General features: G+C 34.9%; 18 protein-coding genes. 5 read left to right on the forward strand and 13 right to left on the reverse strand.

Translation table 11 applies throughout. The features are described 5' to 3' along the window. Nucleotides 1–6 precede the first annotated feature (6 nt). Nucleotides 7–453 carry a DUF948 domain-containing protein gene (locus HWV59_RS20710; protein ID WP_175639924.1) on the reverse strand — a complete coding sequence of 149 codons (447 nt, stop codon included), beginning with the start codon at nucleotides 451–453 and terminating at the stop codon, nucleotides 7–9. Nucleotides 454–680: 227 nt separating this feature from the next. On the opposite strand from HWV59_RS20710, the gene HWV59_RS20715 reads away from it, so the two are divergent. Beyond that, nucleotides 681–1,796 carry an aminopeptidase gene (locus HWV59_RS20715; protein ID WP_102230654.1) on the forward strand — a complete coding sequence of 372 codons (1,116 nt, stop codon included), beginning with the start codon at nucleotides 681–683 and terminating at the stop codon, nucleotides 1,794–1,796. Nucleotides 1,797–1,838: 42 nt separating this feature from the next. On the opposite strand, the gene HWV59_RS20720 is transcribed toward HWV59_RS20715, so the two are convergent. Next, complete coding sequence (locus HWV59_RS20720) at nucleotides 1,839–2,603, reverse strand: ABC transporter permease (protein WP_102230653.1); 765 nt, start codon at nucleotides 2,601–2,603, stop codon at nucleotides 1,839–1,841. Beyond that, nucleotides 2,600–3,535 carry an ABC transporter ATP-binding protein gene (locus HWV59_RS20725; RefSeq protein ID WP_175639925.1) on the reverse strand — a complete coding sequence of 312 codons (936 nt, stop codon included), beginning with the start codon at nucleotides 3,533–3,535 and terminating at the stop codon, nucleotides 2,600–2,602. Before HWV59_RS20725 ends, HWV59_RS20720 begins: the two co-directional genes overlap by 4 nt. Before the next feature lie 125 nt (nucleotides 3,536–3,660). Between HWV59_RS20725 and HWV59_RS20730 the strand changes: the two genes are divergently transcribed. After that, nucleotides 3,661–4,365 carry an FHA domain-containing protein gene (locus tag HWV59_RS20730; RefSeq protein WP_102230651.1) on the forward strand — a complete coding sequence of 235 codons (705 nt, stop codon included), beginning with the start codon at nucleotides 3,661–3,663 and terminating at the stop codon, nucleotides 4,363–4,365. Nucleotides 4,366–4,404: 39 nt separating this feature from the next. Here the strand turns inward: HWV59_RS20730 and murC are convergent, their stop codons facing one another. The 6 genes from murC to HWV59_RS20760 all read right to left on the reverse strand — a co-directional run bounded on the left by murC (nucleotide 4,405) and on the right by HWV59_RS20760 (nucleotide 11,649). After that, complete coding sequence (gene murC / locus HWV59_RS20735; RefSeq protein WP_102230650.1) at nucleotides 4,405–5,703, reverse strand: UDP-N-acetylmuramate--L-alanine ligase; 1,299 nt, start codon at nucleotides 5,701–5,703, stop codon at nucleotides 4,405–4,407. A gap of 196 nt (nucleotides 5,704–5,899) precedes the next feature. Further along, nucleotides 5,900–6,562 carry a hypothetical protein gene (locus tag HWV59_RS20740; protein ID WP_102230649.1) on the reverse strand — a complete coding sequence of 221 codons (663 nt, stop codon included), beginning with the start codon at nucleotides 6,560–6,562 and terminating at the stop codon, nucleotides 5,900–5,902. Between the two features lie 221 nt (nucleotides 6,563–6,783). Next, nucleotides 6,784–9,498 carry a DNA translocase FtsK gene (locus HWV59_RS20745; RefSeq protein WP_175639926.1) on the reverse strand — a complete coding sequence of 905 codons (2,715 nt, stop codon included), beginning with the start codon at nucleotides 9,496–9,498 and terminating at the stop codon, nucleotides 6,784–6,786. A 345-nt stretch (nucleotides 9,499–9,843) separates the two neighbouring features. Then, a complete protein-coding gene (locus tag HWV59_RS20750; protein WP_175639927.1) occupies nucleotides 9,844–10,647 on the reverse strand; it encodes a DUF1444 domain-containing protein in 804 nt (267 codons plus the stop codon). A 34-nt stretch (nucleotides 10,648–10,681) separates the two neighbouring features. After that, nucleotides 10,682–10,999 carry a thioredoxin family protein gene (locus HWV59_RS20755; protein ID WP_102230647.1) on the reverse strand — a complete coding sequence of 106 codons (318 nt, stop codon included), beginning with the start codon at nucleotides 10,997–10,999 and terminating at the stop codon, nucleotides 10,682–10,684. 152 nt (nucleotides 11,000–11,151) lie between these two features. Beyond that, nucleotides 11,152–11,649 carry a hypothetical protein gene (locus HWV59_RS20760; RefSeq protein ID WP_175639928.1) on the reverse strand — a complete coding sequence of 166 codons (498 nt, stop codon included), beginning with the start codon at nucleotides 11,647–11,649 and terminating at the stop codon, nucleotides 11,152–11,154. A gap of 182 nt (nucleotides 11,650–11,831) precedes the next feature. Here HWV59_RS20760 and HWV59_RS20765 point away from each other — a divergent pair, with 182 nt between their 5' ends. Further along, on the forward strand, nucleotides 11,832–12,272 hold the full coding sequence (locus HWV59_RS20765) for a YtoQ family protein (protein WP_102230645.1): 441 nt from the start codon (nucleotides 11,832–11,834) through the stop codon (nucleotides 12,270–12,272). 42 nt (nucleotides 12,273–12,314) lie between these two features. Here the strand turns inward: HWV59_RS20765 and HWV59_RS20770 are convergent, their stop codons facing one another. Beyond that, on the reverse strand, nucleotides 12,315–13,181 hold the full coding sequence (locus HWV59_RS20770; RefSeq protein WP_102230644.1) for a R2-like ligand-binding oxidase: 867 nt from the start codon (nucleotides 13,179–13,181) through the stop codon (nucleotides 12,315–12,317). Nucleotides 13,182–13,295: 114 nt separating this feature from the next. Next, entirely contained in the window at nucleotides 13,296–13,532 is a 237-nt protein-coding gene (locus HWV59_RS20775; RefSeq protein ID WP_175639929.1) for a hypothetical protein, read from the reverse strand. Nucleotides 13,533–13,763: 231 nt separating this feature from the next. On the opposite strand from HWV59_RS20775, the gene HWV59_RS20780 reads away from it, so the two are divergent. Continuing rightward, the gene (locus HWV59_RS20780; RefSeq protein WP_102230642.1) at nucleotides 13,764–14,414 is read left to right on the forward strand and encodes a hypothetical protein; all 651 of its coding nucleotides are present in this window, start codon (nucleotides 13,764–13,766) and stop codon (nucleotides 14,412–14,414) included. A gap of 1 nt (nucleotide 14,415) precedes the next feature. Next, on the forward strand, nucleotides 14,416–15,477 hold the full coding sequence (locus HWV59_RS20785) for an alpha/beta fold hydrolase (RefSeq protein WP_102230641.1): 1,062 nt from the start codon (nucleotides 14,416–14,418) through the stop codon (nucleotides 15,475–15,477). Nucleotides 15,478–15,875: 398 nt separating this feature from the next. Here the strand turns inward: HWV59_RS20785 and HWV59_RS20790 are convergent, their stop codons facing one another. Together HWV59_RS20790 and HWV59_RS20795 are read right to left on the reverse strand one after the other, a co-directional pair. Next, nucleotides 15,876–16,391 (reverse strand): DUF84 family protein, encoded by a 516-nt coding sequence (locus tag HWV59_RS20790; protein WP_175639930.1) that lies wholly within the window; start codon nucleotides 16,389–16,391, stop codon nucleotides 15,876–15,878. Between the two features lie 20 nt (nucleotides 16,392–16,411). Next, complete coding sequence (locus HWV59_RS20795) at nucleotides 16,412–17,485, reverse strand: M42 family metallopeptidase (protein ID WP_175639931.1); 1,074 nt, start codon at nucleotides 17,483–17,485, stop codon at nucleotides 16,412–16,414. Nucleotides 17,486–17,842: the final 357 nt, after the last annotated feature.

The raw sequence follows: 17,842 nt of genomic DNA on the forward strand, positions 1-17,842 counted from the left end.
CTTGAATTATTTGTACACTTCTCCATGCAATTGTTGATTTTTATTACTTTTCTGTTTCCATTTTGCCCATATTTCCATCGCGGCATTACTCCATTGTACAACTTGATTAATTTTATCTTGGTTTTGTTCAAGATTGTCTGAAGCATTTGTTGTTACCTTCTTGACTGTTACATTAAGCTGCTGAATGGTGTCTCCTACATCCTTCACTGATTCGACAACATGATTCAGTTTTTCTGATTTATGTTGAATATCTTCAGCTAGTGCATTTGTTTTATGTAATAATACAGTTGTTTCAGTTGTTATTCCAACCATTTGCTTTTCAAGACCTGATAATGTTCCTGCTACATTTGTTAACGTTGCTTGCAATGCTTTTAATGTTTTAGCTACATATATCACCAATATTGTAAAAGCAATGGCTACTAATGCTACACTTAAGTATAAAATGATAATCATTTCATACACCTCCTATAAGTTTCCTTATTTTATTCCATACCCTATCTTCTCTATTATAAACATATATTTTACATAATAGCTAAAATCTCCTTCTATTTAGACAGTCATTTAATTTTTTTTAGCCTTTTGTATAAATAAAACCTATTACCATTGTTTCATTAGAATCGGGTACAATATAAAAGAAAGCTCTTTGAACATAGTTGTTGTTTATTATTAAGGAGGATATCATGAAAGATTCACGAATCGATACTTTAGCAAAAAATCTTATTAATTACTCGATAAAATTACAAAAGGGAGAAAAAGTTCTGATTGAGAATTTTGGTCTGCAAAGAGAGTTAGTTGTTGCTCTTGTAAAGGAAGCTTATAAGGCTGGAGGTTATCCTTTTGTATCTTTGAAAGATCATCAGGTAGATCGCGCACTGATGATGGGTGGAATAAAAGAACAGTACGAAATGATGGCTGATTTTGAAGCAGCAGTAATGGGTAAAATGGATGCTTACATAGGATTAAGATCTGGTGATAATATTAATGAATTTGCCGATATTCCAGATGAAAAAATGAAGCTGCAAGGTCAAACGATCGGACAAAAGGTTCACAGGGACATACGTGTACCTAAAACAAGATGGGTTGTATTAAGATATCCTACTTCTTCTATGGCTCAATTAGCGAAAATGAGCACAGAACAGTTCGAAGACTTCTATTTTGATGTATGTAATCTTGATTACAGTAAAATGGACAAAGCCATGGACGCGTTAGTTGAGCTCATGAATAAAACAGATAAAGTACGATTAACAGGAAATGATACAGATTTAACTTTTTCTATTAAAGATATTCCTGCTATTAAATGCTCCGGTCAAATGAATATTCCAGATGGGGAAGTTTATACAGCACCTGTTCGTGATTCAGTTAATGGAAAAATTTCATATAATACCCCATCACCATATAATGGTTTTACTTTTGAAAATGTTCAACTTACATTTAAAGATGGAAAAATCATCGAAGCAACTGCCAACAATACAGAAAGAATCAATAAAATCTTTGATACAGATGAAGGTGCGCGCTATGTAGGGGAATTTGCCATTGGAGTGAATCCATTCATTCAGCATCCAATGCAGGATATTTTATTTGATGAGAAGATCGATGGCAGTTTCCACTTTACCCCTGGACAGGCATATGATGATGCTTATAACGAAAATAACTCCAATATTCATTGGGATATGGTCATGATTCAACGCCCCGAATATGGGGGAGGAGAGATTTATTTTGACGATGTTCTTATTCGAAAAGATGGTAGATTTGTTATCCCTGAATTAGAACCTCTTAATCCGGAGAATTTAAAATAAGAAAAGACGGTAGAAACTTTCCTTCTACCGTCTTTATTTATCTTAGACATGCACATCTCTCTTCGAAAATAAATAACCAGCCAATAGAAAAAAGAACAACAAATGAATCAAAATGTTTACAATTGAAAAGGGTAAGGTCATTCCCTCGAACATTGGCTCTCCAAAAAAATAAGGCATTAAATTTGTGTTAGCGAAAAGTAAAAACCTTGCTGTATCGACATGATAATGATTTAACAGGGTCATAAGCGCACTTGATGTGAACACTAAAAAAATCGGCAGTGCAATTGAAATAACACTGCTTCTCGTTATCGTTGACAAGCAAAAAGCAATCGATGTCACGATACCAATTTCCACAAACTGAAATAAGTAACTATATAATCCTATAAGTACTCTTTGATCAAGTACAAAAAGTGAATCAGCGTAAAAGATGCTGCCCATTATGACAGATAAAAATAATTGAAACATGACAAATAAAAATACATTAGCTAGAACGGTCATATACTTGGAAACTAATATTTTTACCCGTTTAACAGGTCGGATAAATAAAAATTTAATTGTACCTCTCTCAAACTCACCAGAAACAATATCCCCTGCTATCATAATACTCATTAATTGAATAACAAGAAGCAGATAAGAACTCACTTGAATATAATCCCAAAACGCAAAATCGGTATCCTTAAACAAAAAGTGGAAAAAGAGACCTGACAGGATATTTAAGATCACGATTAATCCAAGGAAAATCCACATCCTCTTGTGTTTATATAATTTTTGATTTTCGTTACGAATAAGCTGGTAAAGGATTTTCATCGCTGTTTCCTCTCTTCTAACTTCTGTAAAAATATCTGCTCTAAAGGGTTGTCTGTTCTTTCAATTCCTACTACTTTAAATCCCTCCATCACTAACAATTGATTTAATCTAGCGACTTCTTCAAGTGTTAATTCAATTGAGAATCCATTTGAATGAAAGACAATATCCTCCTTTATATAGGTATCTTTAAAAAATGATTCAAGCTTATCTCCATCTATAACTCTAATTTGAAAAGTTTGCTTTCCATTTTGACTGTTATGCCAATCTCTTAATTGTGAACGCTCAATACATTTTCCATCATTCATCACAAGCACACTATCACAGATAAGTTCAATCTCAGATAGGATATGACTTGAAATGATGATGGATACCCCTTCTTTATCAGCGAGTCTTCTAAGTGTATCTCTTAGACTTTTCATTCCTTCTGGATCTAAGCCATTTGTGGGCTCATCTAACAGAAGGATGGACGGCCGGTGGAGCATTGCTTGTGCCAATCCCAACCTTTGTTTCATTCCTAATGAATAGGTCTGTACTTTATCATAAATGTACTCATCCATTCTTAATAAATCAATCATTTCATCTATTCTTTCGTAGGAAAATTGATCTGTCATTCTAAATAATTGAACAAGGTTTTCGTAACCAGAAAGAAAGTCATACATTATAGGAGTTTCGATAATCGCTCCAATTTTAGAAATGGCTCCTTCGAAATCTTTCTGTATGTCAAACTGTTCTATATAAATAGACCCTTTTGTTGGCTTTAATAATCCAACAAGCATTTTTAATATCGTTGTCTTTCCTGAACCATTCGGCCCCAATAAACCGAGGATTTCACCTTTACACAAATCAAAACTCACATCGTTTATAACCGTTGTTTTCCCAATCATTTTCGTTAAATTGGATACGTTTAATACAATATCATCTTGCTTTTGCATAATAACACCTACTCCCTATATTCCTACTAACACATTTTTATAGTAAGGATTTAATTGCTGATAGACAATAGTTATAGGATAATAAGTAAATGATAGGAATCTAATAAATAGGAGTAATTCATAATATGGACATTTATTCTTATCTTGTTGTTCAACAAGCACCACATTTCGAAACAGGCGATATTATTTCTTTACACAAATCAGTAACAATGTTTGGACGGAAAACTAGTAATTGGACACCTGATATAACGTTTAATAATATTTTTGTTTCCAGAAAGCACTTCACCATTTTTCTTCAGTCGAATCATATCTATATTGAAGATTTAGCTAGTAAACATGGTACTTACCTTAATGAAAAAAAACTTATCCCTCATAAACCTGTAAAACTTAAAAATAATGATAGAATAACGTTTGCTAAAAATCTTGTTTCCCTATCTTTTTCTCTAAAAGATTTTGAGCAAACATCTGAATTTTCTTTCCTTTTCACAGATAAACTTGTAGGAAACGAACCAAAACTTGACTTTCTTAAGCAAACTTTGCACATACAAAACCATTCTATTTCTCTAACGGAGAAGGAATTCAAGTTTATTGATATTCTTATACAAAGAAAAACATTTATATCAAAAGAAGAAATCATAGAATATGTATGGCCTGAACGGTTGACGATTAATAATGAATATTTGGTAGGATATGAAGAGGTAAATGCACTTATTTATAGACTAAGGAAAAAATTACCAAATCTGGTAAAGGTTAATACAATTAGAGGTAGAGGTTACTCATTAACTATTGAAGAGGATAGATACCATCAATTACCAAGTAGAAGAATGTAAATAAAACAGCTGACGTAAATGTCAGCTGTTTTTATTATTTTATGCTAAGACGTTCTCATAAGCTTCTTGATATTTTTGAATATCACCTGCACCCATAAAAACTAATACTGCATTTTCATGTGCTTTAAGGACCGAAGTTTCTTCTTCCTTGATAAGGCTGGAATTATCAATTTTTTCAAGTAAATTATCAATCGATAACTTTCCAACATTTTCACGTGCAGATCCGAAAATATCACAAAGATAGACATAGTCCGCTCTTTGTAAGCTATCAGCAAACTCATCCAAAAATGATTGCGTTCTTGTAAATGTATGAGGCTGGAAAACAGCAACGATGTCACGATCCGGGTATTTTTGTTTGGCCGCATCGATCGTTGCATTAATTTCAGTTGGATGATGTGCATAATCATCAATTAAAATTTGGTTACCAATTCGCTTTTCATTAAAGCGTCTTTTTACACCTTCAAATGTTTGGAGTCTTTGTTGAATAATCTCAACATCAATTCCTTCATAGTGGCATAGTGCAATAACAGATAATGCATTTAATATACTATGATCACCATACGAGGTAATTTTGAAAGATGCATAAAACGTATTACGAACAAATACATCAAAAGCTGTACCATCTGTTGATTTCACAATATTTCTAGCTTGAAAATCATTATCTTCATTAAATCCATAATAAACAACAGGTACCTTTGCTTGAATTTGCTGAAGCTGTTCGTCATCACCACAAGCGATTATACCTTTTTTTACTTGGAGAGCCATTTCCTGAAATGCACTGAAAACATCTTCTATGCTTGAAAAATAATCAGGGTGATCAAAATCTATATTTGTCATGATCGCATAATCAGGCTTGTAGGATAAGAAATGTCTGCGGTATTCACATGCTTCGAAAATAAAATATTCGCTGTCAGGAACACCGCTACCTGTACCATCACCAATTAAAAACGAGGTAGGTTCAGCACCTTTAATCACGTGTGAAAGCAATCCGGTTGTAGATGTTTTTCCATGTACACCTGTAATACCTACACTGATATATTTCTGAAGAAATTCACCAAGAAAACGGTGATAACGAATAACGGGTAAACCTTGGTTGTTCGCTTCAACAATCTCTTCATGTGTATCTGGATACGCATTTCCTGCAATAATCGTTAATCCTTCTCTAATGTTTTCTTTAGTAAAGGGCAGGATTTTTATATTTCGTGCTTCTAGTGCTTTTTGAGTAAATACTTTTTTCTCTATATCAGAGCCCTGAACTTCATAGTTCATATCATGTAAAATCTGTGCAAGGGCACTCATTCCAGTCCCTTTAATTCCAACAAAATGATAAACAGTCATAATTAGAACCTCCAACAAACGTCTATCTGATTGACAGTATATGACGCTTATCTTGATTTGCAACCCATTGTATAGGAAACGTTCCTTAAGAAAATACAAACAATACTTGTTATTTTCTCACTATGTAATCAGCCTACAAAAGTATATTATATCATTAGCCATCCATAATGACCATTAAAATCACATTACTTCTTCATCAACTATCTTTTTGATGCAACTTTACCTTCATACAATTCCAACTATATTTTATGGAATATTTCTTTAAAAATGTACGCCAACTATCAGTACTTTTTTGAAAATGTCTATGTAATTCTTCCATCATTATTCCATTTGGTTGAATAAACATATCACTAATTAAAACAAGATCATCAAAGACTGGTATTGACCGTAAAAAGATCCATTCATTCCCATGTAATTCAGGTATGATTTCATCGAGCTTTATTGTACAGGTTTCATTTGTAAGTAATTTCTTTGCATGTATATGTGACTTATCACATTTTATTACTTTAAATGGCTCAAGTACACTAGCCATAAATAGAGCATGTACGACAGAATCCAATGGATGCTTGATACTATTCTTCCCATACTTAATATAGGACTGATAATTGGTTAAGCCTTTAATTGTTATATAATCAAACGTAAACCAGTCCTTAAATAATATCTCCTGAGGTGAAGTGAACGTTACCGATTCTTCATATCCAAGTTTCTCGGTTAGAATATGCTTCGCTTTTACTTTTTCTCTTATGTTGACATGGCGATCCACATGTGTTTGGACCGCCTTTAAATGTCCGGATATAAATGTTGTGAATTGATTTTCTTTTTCTTCACGAAGAGCTTGTAGATAAACAATATTATCCATACAAACAACCTTACCTTTTTAATGTTTAGCGTAATTTATAAAATTCTTGTACTGTGGATAAGCGCACGACATCCAGCTCCAGCGCCTAGCCCCTCGAGGTCATAAGCCGATTTAGAATTGAAGGCAAAGAACGCCTTCTATTCTAAATCGGCTTATGCTTGTCGGGGCTGATCAAGGCACTTGCGCTTTTGTTACTACGTATCTTATCATACTTTATATTTTTATAGCACGTGGGTTTCTTGGATCGCATCTAACTCTTCTTCTGAGATTAATACGTCTCTTGGCTTGCTTCCTCGATTTTCAGAAATAATACCTTGTTCTTCCATCATATCGATTAATCTGGCCGCCCGGTTATACCCAATTCTAAATCTTCTTTGTAAGCTGGATGTTGAAGCCCCTCCCTGACTGACGACAAATTCACATGCCTCGAGGAATAGTTCATCTTCTTCTGATTGAATGGTTGCCTTTTTCACCAATTCATCTTGATGAAATAAATAATCAGGTTTTGATTGAAGCTTCACATGTTTCACAACTCGCTCTATCTCTTCATCTGATACAAAGGTACCTTGAAGTCTTACTGCTTTAGATGAGCCGTTTTCTAAAAACAGCATATCACCTTTACCTAATAATTTTTCCGCTCCATTAACATCAATAATTGTTCTTGAATCTACCTGTGATGATACTGAAAAGGCAATTCTTGTAGGAATATTTGCTTTAATTAATCCTGTAATAACATCAACAGATGGTCTTTGCGTCGCGACGATAAGATGAATACCACAAGCCCTTGCTTTTTGAGCGATACGGCAAATCGCCTCTTCCACATCATTTGGTGCAACCATCATTAAATCAGCTAACTCATCAATGACAATAACGAGATATGGCAAATGCTCACCCTGTTTATGCTCTTTGACGAGCTGATTGTATCTTGTAATTTCCCGGGTACCAGAGTGTGCAAACAATTCATACCGTCTTTCCATTTCCTCAACAGCCCATTTTAATGCAGCAGTTGCAGCTTTTACATCTGTAATGACTGGACTTACAAGATGAGGAATTTCATTATAAGGAGCTAATTCAACCATTTTAGGGTCAATTAACATTAATTTTACTTCATGTGGTGAAGCCTTATATAACAAGCTAATTAATATCGTATTGATACACACACTTTTACCGGACCCTGTCGCTCCTGCAATTAAACCATGCGGCATCTTCTTTAAATCTGTAACAGCTGGTTGCCCGGCAATATCTAAACCTAGTACAGCAGTCATTGGTGAAGGATTTGAACGAAACTCAGTACTTCTTAAGATCTCCCGTAAGTAAACCATCTTACTCACTTTATTTGGGACCTCAATTCCAATCGTATTTTTACCTGGAATTGGAGCCTCCATTCTTATGTCTTTAGCAGATAAACTTAATTTAATATCATCACTTAAATTGGTTATTTTATTTACCTTTACTCCCGGCTCAGGATGCACTTCAAACCTAGTGACGGAAGGCCCTTGTGTAACATTTACAACACTGGCTCTCACATTAAAGTTTTTTAATGTTACATTTAAAAGATCTTTTTGTTCCTCCAACCAAGCATGATCTTCCGTTAATTCCTTCTCAGGCATATTTAAATAGTCAAGTAATGGAAATTGATAGCTATATTCCTGGCTAGGTCCTTGGCTATGTTCCTGACTGTGTTCCTGGCTGTGTTCCTGGCTTTTTTCTCGTAATTTTTGCTTGTCTCTTCCTAACATCATCACATTAAATGGGACAGGCTTACGTCTAGATGCTGTTTGGCTTTGATCCAATCTTTCTTCTGTTTCCTCTTTCACGACCTCTGTCGTCTTCTCAACAATTGATGCAGGTTGCTCTTCAATTAAAGTATTTTGCGTGTGAACACTATCAACCGGCTGATCGCCTTCTTGACTTGATTCTTCTAACTCATAGACAGTTTCAGTTTCTTCAGTTAGATACTCAACCGGTTCCTCATCCTCGCTTATTTCGATTACATGTGTCTGATCTTCGTCATTTTGCTTTTGATATTCTGTTTTTACAATGGTTAGAGCTTCATCAACAAGCTCTTCTTCCTCGTCACGTTGATTTTCAACGAATTCTTGACTATCAATTTCAAATGTTAATGACTCATCCACTTCTTCAACTGAAGGTAATTGATCATATGGAAGATGAACATTGTGGTGTTCTTCTTTATGTACTTGTTCCACTACATTATCCACTTTAATTTTTTCTGCAACTTGAGCTGAAACGACCTTTTCTTCGCCAGATCTACCTGTTTCACCCGCTAAACTTTGTTTTTGCCTATTGTTTACTGGATGAACCTTTAGATTCTGCATTCTCTCATCTCTTAATTGAAACTCCGACTCATGTTCTTCTGCAACCGGAGCTGAAACGATCATTTCTTCACTAGATTCACTGATTTCGCCAGCTGACCACTGTTCCTGACTATTGTTTACTGGATGAATCCGTCGATTCTGCATCCTCTCATCTCTTGATTGGAACCCATATACTGGTGAAGGAATCGCAGTAGGATGGAAAGGTTTTTTAGTTTTATGAGTCATTTCCTTCTCTTCATCTACCAACAACTTTGTGCTTTGATCGTGTTTCTTATATATTTCACTTTTTTTCTCACGTGGCTTTCTAAGATCGTTTTCTTTAGTTTCTTTTCTTCTAGGACGTTCATCTCTTTTTATTTGTCTTTCATCTGGAATAATAGGAAATCGAAAATTCCCTTTCGGATATTGATAGGAAACTCTTGCCTCAGCTTTCACTTGATGACGATCTTCCCCATCTGATGTCATTGAATCACTTAGTACATTTTTTACATTTTGATGCTCTTGAAGGGATTGTTGTTGTTGCTTAATTTCTTTCGTATCAACTTCCGTTTCCTCTTCATCGCCAAATAATAGCGAAACTAGTTTTTTAACCCAACTCATAATATCACTCTTTCAATATAATCAAAATATGGCCTCAGCTTAATGAATAAGCCATTTATTTTAGTTAAGCACTAAAAAATATCTCTTCTATTGTATCAATAAATGTCTGGATTTGTAGATATAAGTGAGAAAAGATATTTAGTTTTCATTATTTAGGCAATAAGTAATAGAGTTGTAGATGTTCAGGTTTTCTCTCCTTTAATCAATTCGATTTAATAAAAAGAACGTAATAAAAAAGAGGTACCTCTGCGTTTTTTATCGCTCGGTGCCTCTTTTTCATTTATATGTACATGTTACGATTTAAGTATTTTTTTATGGGTGTCATGAAACAGGACTACTTCTGAATCAATGTCTTGGTTTATTTTTCCCTAAAATAAAAATTGGTTCTAACTCATTGTTTTCATATAAAAAAGACAAGGCAGTAATTGGAACTCTTCCACTTGCAAAAAAGCTCATCGTTAATTGAGCTAAAATATCATATCCCGTATCGTTTTGAATATCAACAATAATGAGAACATCCTGATGAGGAACAGCAACAGCCATTTTTCCTACTATCTTTTCTTTAAATGAGTGGAGGAGACTTTCATTTAAAATACGGCTGGCATCATAACCATCATTTGCATTTAAAAAGTAAAAAACATTTCCTGCGACATGATCTTCTTTAACACTTGTCTTTAAGGACCTAATGTTAAAAGACGCAATTTCTCTAATTTGCTCTATATTCCAATTCTCTCTTTGCATCATTTTTTCATCAATAAGCCTATAAGTTTTACCCGAGTCCAGAGCATAATAGATTCGTGTCTCAGCTGTATGTTCAGTATATACTAATGAAATGCCTTCATTGCTTTCGGTTGGAAAGGAAGTTGAGCGGATAACCGGAAAAATAGACTTTTCCTTACCCGTTAGCTCCTGCTGATTCTTCATGGCTTGTAGAGCTTCTTCTACATAATAAACAACTTCATCTATAGCACGCTGGTTTGCTGTCTCCCATTTGGCTATAATACCTGGCAGTGATAACGTTACACCTTTTTTAGTCTCAACGTCTTCTATCCGTAGAGTGTCCTTTTCACGATCAAACTGAAACTTCCAGCTTGGATTAGAAAGTTGGTTTTTTAGTGTTTCTACTAATTTCCTTGATGTCATTTTCATATTTTCCCCTCCTCTCTAACACTTTTTCAATACTTTATAATGAAATGCTATCAATAAAGTCTTGGATTTGTTGCTTTGTTTTTCGTTCTTTATTAACGAAACGACCTACTTCTTTACCATTATGAAATGCGACAAAGCTTGGTATTCCAAAAACATTAAGTTCACCGCATAAATCGATGAATTTATCACGATCTACATAATAAAAAGTAAACTCGTTATTTTCCTGCTCCAGCTCTGGTAAGATTGGTTCGATTACTCGACAGTCCGGGCACCAATCAGCAGAAAACATAAAAATAACTTTTTCATCTTGAATGATCTGTTTATATTCTTCAATGGATTGTAGTTGTTTCAATGTTATATCCTCCTTCATTCATGCAGCCTTGCTTTATTACATAATCTAGTTTAAATGATTTCCTCTTTTGATTCCACTTAGCCAACTTATAAATGGTTTCTTATCATCCATTAGACAAAAAATCCCTTGGTAATAGTGACAAGGGATTTTTCCTATTGAACAGACTTTACGATTTCCATCATTACTTGTGCATCATCATGGAGATTATGCGCTTCTGATTCTGTCGTAAGTTTTATTCCACCTATACCAACAGTTACTTCATACAAGTTTTTATCTACCTTGACTACAAATAGATAGCCAAACTGATGATCCCTTTCAAATGTTTCAGATATAAAGGGGTCTTTATATTGTTCAACTAGTGTATCATAGGAAACTCTACTATTTTCCTCTTCATTTTGATTAACAAAAAGAATAAAGCTTTGATTCCCTTTTTCAAGCAGAACATTGAAGTTTTTCGTTTCCTTAACTTGAAAATCTTCTGGGAGATAGTAGGAAAATTGCTTTGATGTTTCATTGATTTCTTGTTTCTTACTCAAAAAAGCCTGTTCTGTATTCTCAAGTGTATCTTTCTTTATTTCTTCACTTGATGGCATACAACCAGTTAGAATAAATAAAACAATTGCACTCAAAAAACAGGAAAAAATCCTCATATAAAACCTCCTTTTATAATAAGGCATCGTACCTCTAAGGATTTCAGTTTCATCTTATACAGGAAAATAGGTCCTATTACATAATACCTTTATTTTTTTTCATCTGACAAGTGTAAGTGTTTTCATAAAGACACAAAAAACGATATGATAAAATGTAAGAATCAATGATTGGAGGAGTCTATATGGAATTTATTGTTTACTTAGCTGGAGAAATACATACAAATTGGCGTGAGCAAATAAAAGATGCGGCTTTAAAGCGGAATCTACCTTTTCATTTTGTTGGACCTATGGAAGATCATTCTCTTTCCGACAATATTGGAGTACAAATACTAGGGAATCAACCAGGACCTATTTACAAGGATGATGCTGCTTCCGGAATAAATAATTTACGGACGACCGTCTTGATGAATAAAGCAGATATTGTTATCGCCTTATTTGGTGAACAATATAAACAGTGGAACACAGCAATGGATGCAAGCACAGCACTAACCCTGAATAAGCCTCTTATTCTCATTAGACCCGAACAGCTGCACCATCCTTTGAAGGAGCTTTCTAATAAAGCTAATGCAACGGTTGAAACAGTAGAACAGGCGTTAAATATATTGGAATATGTAGTGAAATGATTTCTATATAAAAAGACTAGGAAACACTTCCTAGTCTTTTTATTAAAAGGGATATAATTCGTTAATATTTTTTGTTCTAGCTCTTGAAAGAATTTCGATTCGTGCCATTAATTGCTTCTTAGAAAAATTAATTAGTTCACTAGTTGCTGTTTTTCCTTTTTCATCTTCTTCAAAGGCCATCCCTTCCTCATTTAATACAAGAGCAAGAGGTGCTAATTCTTCAAGCTTTTTGACTACTCGATCAAATAGATGTGGATGCTCGTTAATTAACCGTTGCAGTAAATACGTACCATAAGCAATATGTCTTGATTCATCTTTTTTTAAATACTCAATTCCTTGTAATAAACCTGGCATTTTTCCCATTTTGCTTAAACCATCGGAGAATACCTTATATCCTGTTTCCGCTAATACTCCTTCTGAAAACATATTATATACAGTAGCAGCATCAGCCAATGACTCGGGAGTAGGATGGTTCCAAAGTTGCTCCATCGTTTCAGGAAGGATCTCATAAAAGAACTTCCGATATGTTTTTGAATGCAAGTGTGTTAAATCTCCTTTTTCACCTAGTTCATCTAAAACCCTTCTAAATAACTCAGTATGTTTTGCTTCATCGTAGAGAAATGTTGTTAGAAACAACTCCTCCTCTAATCTCCCTTCTATTGCAGCCACTTTAAGAAGTGGCAGTAAATCGTGTGTTACAGCCTCTTCTCCACCTTGGAACTGTGCAAGTAGTTTTACAATCCATTCACGATGCTTAGTAGAGAGACTTTTCCAATCTTCTTTGTCTTTTGTAAAATCAATTTCTTGAGGATTCCAAGTTCCGAATTTTTTCGCTTTTTGATATAACTGAAACGGGAAAGAAGATTCCTTTATTCCCCGTGCACTCGTAGTCATGAGTTTCTTTCTCATAAAATAACATCCTCCTTTTACACTATCGTATGAAGGATATACAAATGTGTATAGACAAAGCTCTTGCTTTAAAAGATTCTCACTCTATGAAGTGATGGGAAATAAGAGTCCAGTTTAATATATAACAGGAAATTTATTTTCCTCATAAACCACTTCAAATATTTTGTACATACCAATAAACTCTTCAAATGTCATTTCTTCACTCAATTCAAAATGTGATAAAAACGCATCCATGATTTCAACATTCATAGACTTTAATATCGATGAAGTCAATAATCTCTCATAATATGGTTGTACGTTTCGATGAACATCATGATCACTTATTAAATCCTGGAATTGTTTTTCAGTCATAACTTATTCCCTCCTCTACATGTTTAAGTAAACGAGATAGTTTATTCTTGTCTCAACTTTCATGTAACGGTTATTAAACTATTTTTGTTTAAATTAGTTGTCTATTTTTAAATTGGACAAAGGCAAACTCATTATTTTATGCACCTTTTATATCATAACTATCTAAACTAAAGTAAAAAGGTTTTGTTTGTTGTATGGTCTTAAAACTATAGATGGGAGGAAAAATAGGGCATGTTAAACAATGAAAAACCAGAGTTATTTACGCTTTTAAAAAAGCTGGGTTTCCAACTAGAGAGTAAAATAAATAAATATATACAAGATCAATTAAATAAAGAAGAAATAGCCCTTACTGCCAACTCAGCAGGGCATGTATTAGCACACCTAATTGAAGCCATTCATGATTATGTTGAGCAACTTTCTTCACAATTAAATTTCCCTACTAAAAAGGATATCGGACGGTTGGGCAAATTAATCGTTCAATCTGAAGATAAAATCGATAACGTAGAAGAAGAGCTTCATGAGGTTTTAAGTTTGATAAAAGAACTTAAAACGACAATCTTGAAGGATGTTAAAAGTAAAGCAGCTCCTTTAGAAGGTTTGGAGGATAAAATTCGACAGGAGCTTAGAGAACTACTTAAGAATCCTACGAGTCATGTCCATCAACAGTTAGAAGGATTAGAGAATTCTATTAAGAAAAGAGTTTTAACTCGCAAGAAAAGTTTACTAGCAAAGAAAAAAAGATCTTTGTCTAAAGCAAATAAAATAAAAGAGGAATTACATCGAGAGTTAATGAAGCCTCCCGGCCAAGCAGACTTAAAGGAAGTAAATAATAAGCTATTGCAAATTCTTAAAGAAAAACAAGCAAAAAAATGGGGAAATTAAGATGAACAAGCAAAACGATTCAGGCCCAAATTATGATCTTGAAAAAGAGATAAAAAGATGGAAAGGATTTTTTGGAGCATGGAACCGCCCTGCTCCAAAGGTTGGCGCCACACCCCGCGAAGCAATTTGGAAAAAAAACAAATCTACTTTATGGTACTACGCACCTGCAGAAAAAAAGTACGGAGTACCTCTTTTCCTTGTGTACTCCCTTGTTAATCAGCCATTTATTTTAGATATGGCACCTGGAAATAGTGTAATAGAAAACTTTACACGAAATGGATTTGAAGTCTATTTAATGGACTTTGGTATTCCTGGATATGAAGACAAAGATATTTCTGCAAGTGACTATGTTGTTCATTACATCCAAAAAGGTGTGCGAAGAGCACTTCGACATTCTGAAGCAGATGAATTAACCATTATCGGCTATTGCCTTGGTGGTACTTTAGCTACAATGTATGCAACGATTGCTGAGGAACCCATTCGAAACCTCATTTTAAATGTTTCTCCAATTGACTTTGAAACTGTTCCTTTTTTCGATCAACTAGCTCAAGCAAGTAAAGAGGGTAAGCTGGATATAAATAGACTCATAGAAGCCATTGGACTGATTTCAGGGCATTCAATGAAAGCAGGCATGAGAATGGTGACAAACCCAATTTATTTTAGTCCTTATCTCTCTTTACTTAATAAAGCATATGATGAAAACTATATCGAAAAGTGGAAAAGGTTAAAAACCTGGACAGATGGACATATTCCCTTTACAGGTGCAACTATGCAGGAATTAATGAATGAATTAGGGAAGAAAAACAAATTAATTGATGGCGGGTTAGTGATACATGGGAAAAAGGCAGAGTTAAAAAATATCCATGCAAATCTTCTGGTAGTCTCCACTGAACATGACCGTCTTGTCTTAAAAGAACAAAATATTCGTGTAATTGATTTTGTTTCAAGCAAGGATAAGACATTTTTATTGGAAGATGGCGGCCATACTACTCGTGCAAATGATCAAGACCTCCCACCTTATTTGGCGAATTGGCTGCCACAACGCTCAGATCCTATCGAGTGAAGGATGTACTCGTATACTTTGTTGTTTAGGATGCAGTTATAGGATAAAAAATAGTTCGTTTCATTTCGCTGCAGACACTCGCTTTCCGCGGGGAGGAAGCTGAGCCTCCTCGGCTTTGCCTGCGGGGTCTCAGCCTTTCCTCTACTTCCCGCAGGAGTCGAGTGTCTTCCGCTCCATTCCACTATAGAGTTAAAAATATTGTTTTAAAGCCATAATCTTTGCGAATACAACCTATATCAACAACCCTTTCTAAAAACAACCTTAATAAAGAAAATTGGAACTTGTATTAAACATAAATATAGTGAAAGTCTTTTTTTCTATCATTTATATAAATTAAAAATTTTCATAGTATAAAAATCCCTTCAGCTGTTGATAAAACTGAAGGGATTTTTTCTTTCTTAACTTTTTAGTTTGTACAAGTACTGGCCAATTAAGAGATTGGAAAGTTCTTTAAACATTGTGGTACGATCGACGATTCCATTTGTAAAAATGCCAATTGCTCCCTCATTGTGACGAACATTCTTTTTCTTTGCATACATATCCATCACATCACCTAATTCACGGCCTGAAAAAACAAGTTCACCTATTTCATCAGGGACTACTATCCTTGCTCCACTTGCAACAATAGGCTCTTGATCTTTTACATAGATTGCTCCCCAATTACATAAAAAATAGCCAAAATCAGTTTTGATGAGCCCTCCTTCAAGACCAACACCAAGATCGGCTCCTTCAGCTTCTAATGCATTCTTAGCTCGATTTATTGCTCCAGTTAAAGTTTCCAAATCTGTAAGTGGTTGTGCAGAAACATTTGAAGGAACATCTGTTGAGATAAATTTTGCTTCTATGAATGAAGAAAATGCTTTGTTCACCGCATTAACTTTTGTAGGATTTTTTGTTCCAATTGCAATTTTCACTATTGCCTCTCCCTTACTCGTTACGAATTACTTTTTATTGATTGAACTGTAGTTGTGTCACAGGCTTTAACCAGCCTTATGAGAAGTTCTTTCGCAGCTGCATAATCATCTACATGTAAAACCGAACCAGATGTATGAATATATCTTGAGCTTACTCCAATCACAGTTGAAGGTACTCCTCTGTTTGAAACATGGACGCGGCCAGCATCTGTTCCACCTTGGGATACAAAATATTGATACGGAATGTTATGTGCCTCTGCGGTATCAAGAACAAATTCCCTCATGCCACGATGAGTTACCATCGAGCGGTCAAGAATTCGTAAAACTGCACCCTTTCCGAGCTGACCGAATTCCTTTTTATCTCCACTCATATCATTAGCTGGTCCTGCATCAAGTGCAAAAAACAAATCAGGATTAATCATCGTAGCTGCTGTCTGTGCTCCTCGTAATCCAACTTCTTCCTGGACAGTTGCTCCGGAATATAATGTGTGAGGAAGTACCTCATCTTTTAATTCCTTAAGAAGTTCTATTGCTAAACCACATCCATATCGGTTATCCCATGCTTTCGCCAGTATTTTTTTAGGATTTGCCATAGGAGTAAACGGACAAATTGGCACAATTTGCTGCCCCGGCTTAATCCCGATCTTTTTTGCATCTTCTCGATCGTCTGCCCCAATATCAATTAACATATTTTTCATGTCCATTGGTTTGTTTCGTTGACCTTCACTTAATAAATGAGGCGGTATCGAACCAACAACTCCTATGACAGGTCCGTTTTCAGTAATTATTTGTACTCTTTGAGCTAACAGAACTTGACTCCACCATCCTCCAAGTGGTTGAAAGCGAAGCATACCATTATCTGTAATGGCTGTGACCATGAAGCCTACTTCATCCATATGTCCGGCTACCATGATTGTCGGCTCATTTTTATTACCGCGTCTGACTCCAAAAATACTACCTAATTTATCTTGAACAATTTCATCTGATATTGGTTCAAGTTGACTTCTCATGAATGATCTTACTTGATGCTCATTTCCTGGTGCACCTGGCAGTTCTGTTAATGTTTTAAATAATTCTAATGTTTCTTGATTCATATGTTCCCTCTTTCCAGCCAAATAGCTTTTTATTTTTTAACAGACTGTTCCCACAAACTTAGATGCTTTTTAATAAGTGTTGCGTTGGTTGATTGGAGCTCCAGGATGCTCGCTTTCCGTGGGGCGGGCGGTGAGCTTCCTCGGCGCAGACGCCTGCGGGATCTCACCTGTCCCGCTACTCCCACAGGAGTCTCGCACCTTCCGCTCCAATCAACCTAAATAATTTCTTTGTTAGAACTTATTAAAAAGAAATACTTATTTTCAAAAAACTTTATGTAAAAAAACTCCCACATCTATTATAAATGTTTTCCTAATTTTATTCCTTCTTAACATGCCCCTTAGGTTTTTGTATACTAA

This window comes from Metabacillus schmidteae (genome assembly GCF_903166545.1).
GTDB classification, from domain to species: domain Bacteria; phylum Bacillota; class Bacilli; order Bacillales; family Bacillaceae; genus Metabacillus; species Metabacillus schmidteae.

Coding starts and splice junctions, on each gene's coding strand:
- HWV59_RS20730 (WP_102230651.1), top strand. CDS start 3,661: ATGGACATTTATTCTTATCTTGTTGTTCAACAAGCACCACATTTCGAA.
- HWV59_RS20770 (WP_102230644.1), bottom strand. CDS start 13,181: ATGAGAAAGAAACTCATGACTACGAGTGCACGGGGAATAAAGGAATCT.
- murC (WP_102230650.1), bottom strand. CDS start 5,703: ATGACTGTTTATCATTTTGTTGGAATTAAAGGGACTGGAATGAGTGCC.
- HWV59_RS20715 (WP_102230654.1), top strand. CDS start 681: ATGAAAGATTCACGAATCGATACTTTAGCAAAAAATCTTATTAATTAC.
- HWV59_RS20795 (WP_175639931.1), bottom strand. CDS start 17,485: ATGAATCAAGAAACATTAGAATTATTTAAAACATTAACAGAACTGCCA.
- HWV59_RS20785 (WP_102230641.1), top strand. CDS start 14,416: ATGAACAAGCAAAACGATTCAGGCCCAAATTATGATCTTGAAAAAGAG.
- HWV59_RS20750 (WP_175639927.1), bottom strand. CDS start 10,647: ATGAAAATGACATCAAGGAAATTAGTAGAAACACTAAAAAACCAACTT.
- HWV59_RS20745 (WP_175639926.1), bottom strand. CDS start 9,498: ATGAGTTGGGTTAAAAAACTAGTTTCGCTATTATTTGGCGATGAAGAG.
- HWV59_RS20780 (WP_102230642.1), top strand. CDS start 13,764: ATGTTAAACAATGAAAAACCAGAGTTATTTACGCTTTTAAAAAAGCTG.
- HWV59_RS20720 (WP_102230653.1), bottom strand. CDS start 2,603: ATGAAAATCCTTTACCAGCTTATTCGTAACGAAAATCAAAAATTATAT.
- HWV59_RS20775 (WP_175639929.1), bottom strand. CDS start 13,532: ATGACTGAAAAACAATTCCAGGATTTAATAAGTGATCATGATGTTCAT.
- HWV59_RS20760 (WP_175639928.1), bottom strand. CDS start 11,649: ATGAGGATTTTTTCCTGTTTTTTGAGTGCAATTGTTTTATTTATTCTA.
- HWV59_RS20710 (WP_175639924.1), bottom strand. CDS start 453: ATGATTATCATTTTATACTTAAGTGTAGCATTAGTAGCCATTGCTTTT.
- HWV59_RS20740 (WP_102230649.1), bottom strand. CDS start 6,562: ATGGATAATATTGTTTATCTACAAGCTCTTCGTGAAGAAAAAGAAAAT.
- HWV59_RS20725 (WP_175639925.1), bottom strand. CDS start 3,535: ATGCAAAAGCAAGATGATATTGTATTAAACGTATCCAATTTAACGAAA.
- HWV59_RS20765 (WP_102230645.1), top strand. CDS start 11,832: ATGGAATTTATTGTTTACTTAGCTGGAGAAATACATACAAATTGGCGT.